The sequence below is a fragment of the Bradyrhizobium sp. Ec3.3 genome, assembly GCF_000472925.1.
Taxonomy (GTDB): Bacteria; Pseudomonadota; Alphaproteobacteria; order Rhizobiales; family Xanthobacteraceae; genus Bradyrhizobium.
Window position 1 is genome coordinate 1 of sequence record NZ_AXAS01000145.1, and the last position, 2,494, is coordinate 2,494.

Here is a 2,494-nt window from a genome sequence, read left to right on the forward strand (position 1 = left end):
GGCGAATCACGGGCGTCGACTGCGATCCTGACCTTATGCCCTTATTCGCACTGTCCGTGAATCCCGCAGCCTGCACCAAATGTGCGGAAGAACCCAATCAGGATGAGAGCGTCTTCGCACTCAGATTGCCGCGCTATATCTGATGGCTGTCCATACGTACAGTTTTCAGTGATCAGACCAGCCGCCGCGAGACGTCTCTGCTCGGGGGCTTGCGTCTGCTTCTGCAGTCCGCGAGGATTAACGAGGTCGATCGGCATGCCCGGGTCACGCAAACGGTCGAACGGATCGCGCAGCGCTGCCCGATCTCGCAGATCGATGCGCTACGCTCTGGGACTTCAAGGCCCGAACGGCCTGAGCTCGGCGTATGTGGCTTACTCGCCACTACCCTGTGTTCGGTTCCAGAACATGCATCGTTTGTACCATTCAACTGTGCGGCTAAGTCCCGACTCCAAAATCGTAGATGGGCCCCAGCCGATCAGGTTATGAGATCGGCCGATGTCAGATTTTCCGAGTCGTTCAAGTGGTCGGTCCGGCAATGCTTCGAACAGTGGTTCCGGGGCACCAGGAATGAGATTGGTCAGTTGCTTCACGATCTCCCGGATTGAGTACTCCTGCCCAGATCCGAGATCTATCGGACGGTCGTCGGTAGGTGGTCCCTGGGCAGATGCGATTAAGCCATTAACCACATCGTCAACATAAATCCAGTCGAGCATCCGTAGGCCACTGGTCAACCTAGGCGCCTCGCCGCGCAAGAGAGTAGTGATGACGTAGGGAATCAACTTGGTATAGTCCGCTTGCCCGGGGCCATAAACCATGAATATTTTCGCGACGACAACGTCGACTTGGTATAAGGCCCGAAACATACGGGCATAACTTGATGCCGACCACTTTGCGGCGGCATAGGGGGAGCAGGGCACTGGATCCACTCCCTCCGGCTCTTCAAAGGAACCTGCGAGCAGAATCCGGTGAGTGCTGCCTTCAGCCGCAGCCAAGAGAAGATTGACCGCAGATACGAAGTTATTTTGAAGCAAGGGTAAGACCATCTCGATGTTGCGCGAACCAGTAACTTGGCTCGCCAAGTGGTAGGTCACCTCCGGTCGAATGGTCCGGATCAGCTTCCGAGTAGCCGTAAAATCAGTTAAATTGGCGCTCCACCACCGAATCTTAGCCGCAAGTGCAGCGTCACTGATATCTCCACCAGCCGATCGCCACCAAACCTCCAGCTCGTTCGGCGGATTACGTGAGACCGCGTGCACTTCGGCGCCCAATACTACTAGTTTTCTACACAGTTGCGAGCCGATGAAGCCGGTCGCTCCGGTCACCAATGCCTTTGCCATGCTGAGCACCCCAACCACTTTTAGACTACGATTGCTCCGTGACGATGTAGAGAAATGCTAGGCTTCATTGCGCCGAAAAGAGAAAATGGGCCGACCGCAGTGGTCCCCACGACCACAGGAACGCCAAACTAGCTCGTGGAGTCCAAAACCTCATTGTGTAGCAAGCCACGATTGACAGCTTTAAATCGCAAATCCGACCGTAAACATTGAGCGACCGCGTTTAACTCATCAGGTTTGCAACTTCACCCCTGAGGTCTGGTAGGGAGCGCGCGGCTTTACGATTCAAGGACGATCTGTTTCGCGCCAGGCTCGATCAGATCATCAATCTCAAGCACGACCTGGTGCAGCTTGGCCGCAAGATCGGTTGGGCTGGTCGATCGCGAGACCGCGCCGCTCTACAGCGACAAGGATCCGCCCACTGTCGCAAGCCGTTCCGTGATCAGACCCGGTCAGCCTGGCCATAGCGGCTTTCCCGGAGCTGCCCCCGCACCCAACACGGCGAAGGCTTCAGCACGACCATCATTTCGAGGCTGCCACAGGGCTTAAGTACCTGCTGTCTACGCTTCACGAGCGACGTTACCGTCACCCATGCAAGACTTGCTTCCGGCTGGCGGGCTCCGCCTTTGCCGCGAGGGCGTCGAAACCTCTGGGTCACGTTGAAAGGTTTCAGATCACATTCTTCCTCCTTTCCAGGACTTGTCCTGACGCAAGCTGGGTGCACATGCGGCGCAACTTCTACGAACTCGCGACAGCCGGCCCCGCTCCGATCGCAAGCGAGGCGCTCAAGCACATTGCCGCATTCTATGCGATCGAGAAGGAGATCCGCGGCCGCAGCGCGGAGGAACGTCGCCTCGTGCGGCAGCAGAAGAGCCGACCACTGGCCGATGCCTTCGACGTATGGCTGCGCGGCAAGCTGGCTCTCATCAGCCAGAAGATCAAGCTCGCCGAGGCCACCCGCTGCGCCCTCTCGCGCTAGCAAGGCTTAACGCGCTTCATTGATGACGGCCGCATCGAACTCGACAACAACACGGTCGAACGATCAATCCGGGGCGTCAAGCTCAGTCGCAAGAATGCGCTGTTCGCGGGGCATGACGTTGGCGCGTCATACTACTCATCTGGTGATGCCCTTATAAAGGAAGGAGATTTTGCTGCGGATC

Annotated in this window: 1 protein-coding gene and 1 pseudogene; one reads left to right on the forward strand and one right to left on the reverse strand. The window is 57.3% G+C overall.

The features are described from left to right. Positions 1-371: 371 nt before the first annotated feature. Complete coding sequence (locus YUU_RS54520) at positions 372-1,337, reverse strand: NAD(P)-dependent oxidoreductase (protein ID WP_035665239.1); 966 nt, start codon at positions 1,335-1,337, stop codon at positions 372-374. A gap of 712 nt (positions 1,338-2,049) precedes the next feature. On the opposite strand from YUU_RS54520, the pseudogene YUU_RS58060 reads away from it, so the two are divergent. Next, positions 2,050-2,494, forward strand: a pseudogene (locus YUU_RS58060) (transposase); the annotation flags it as partial.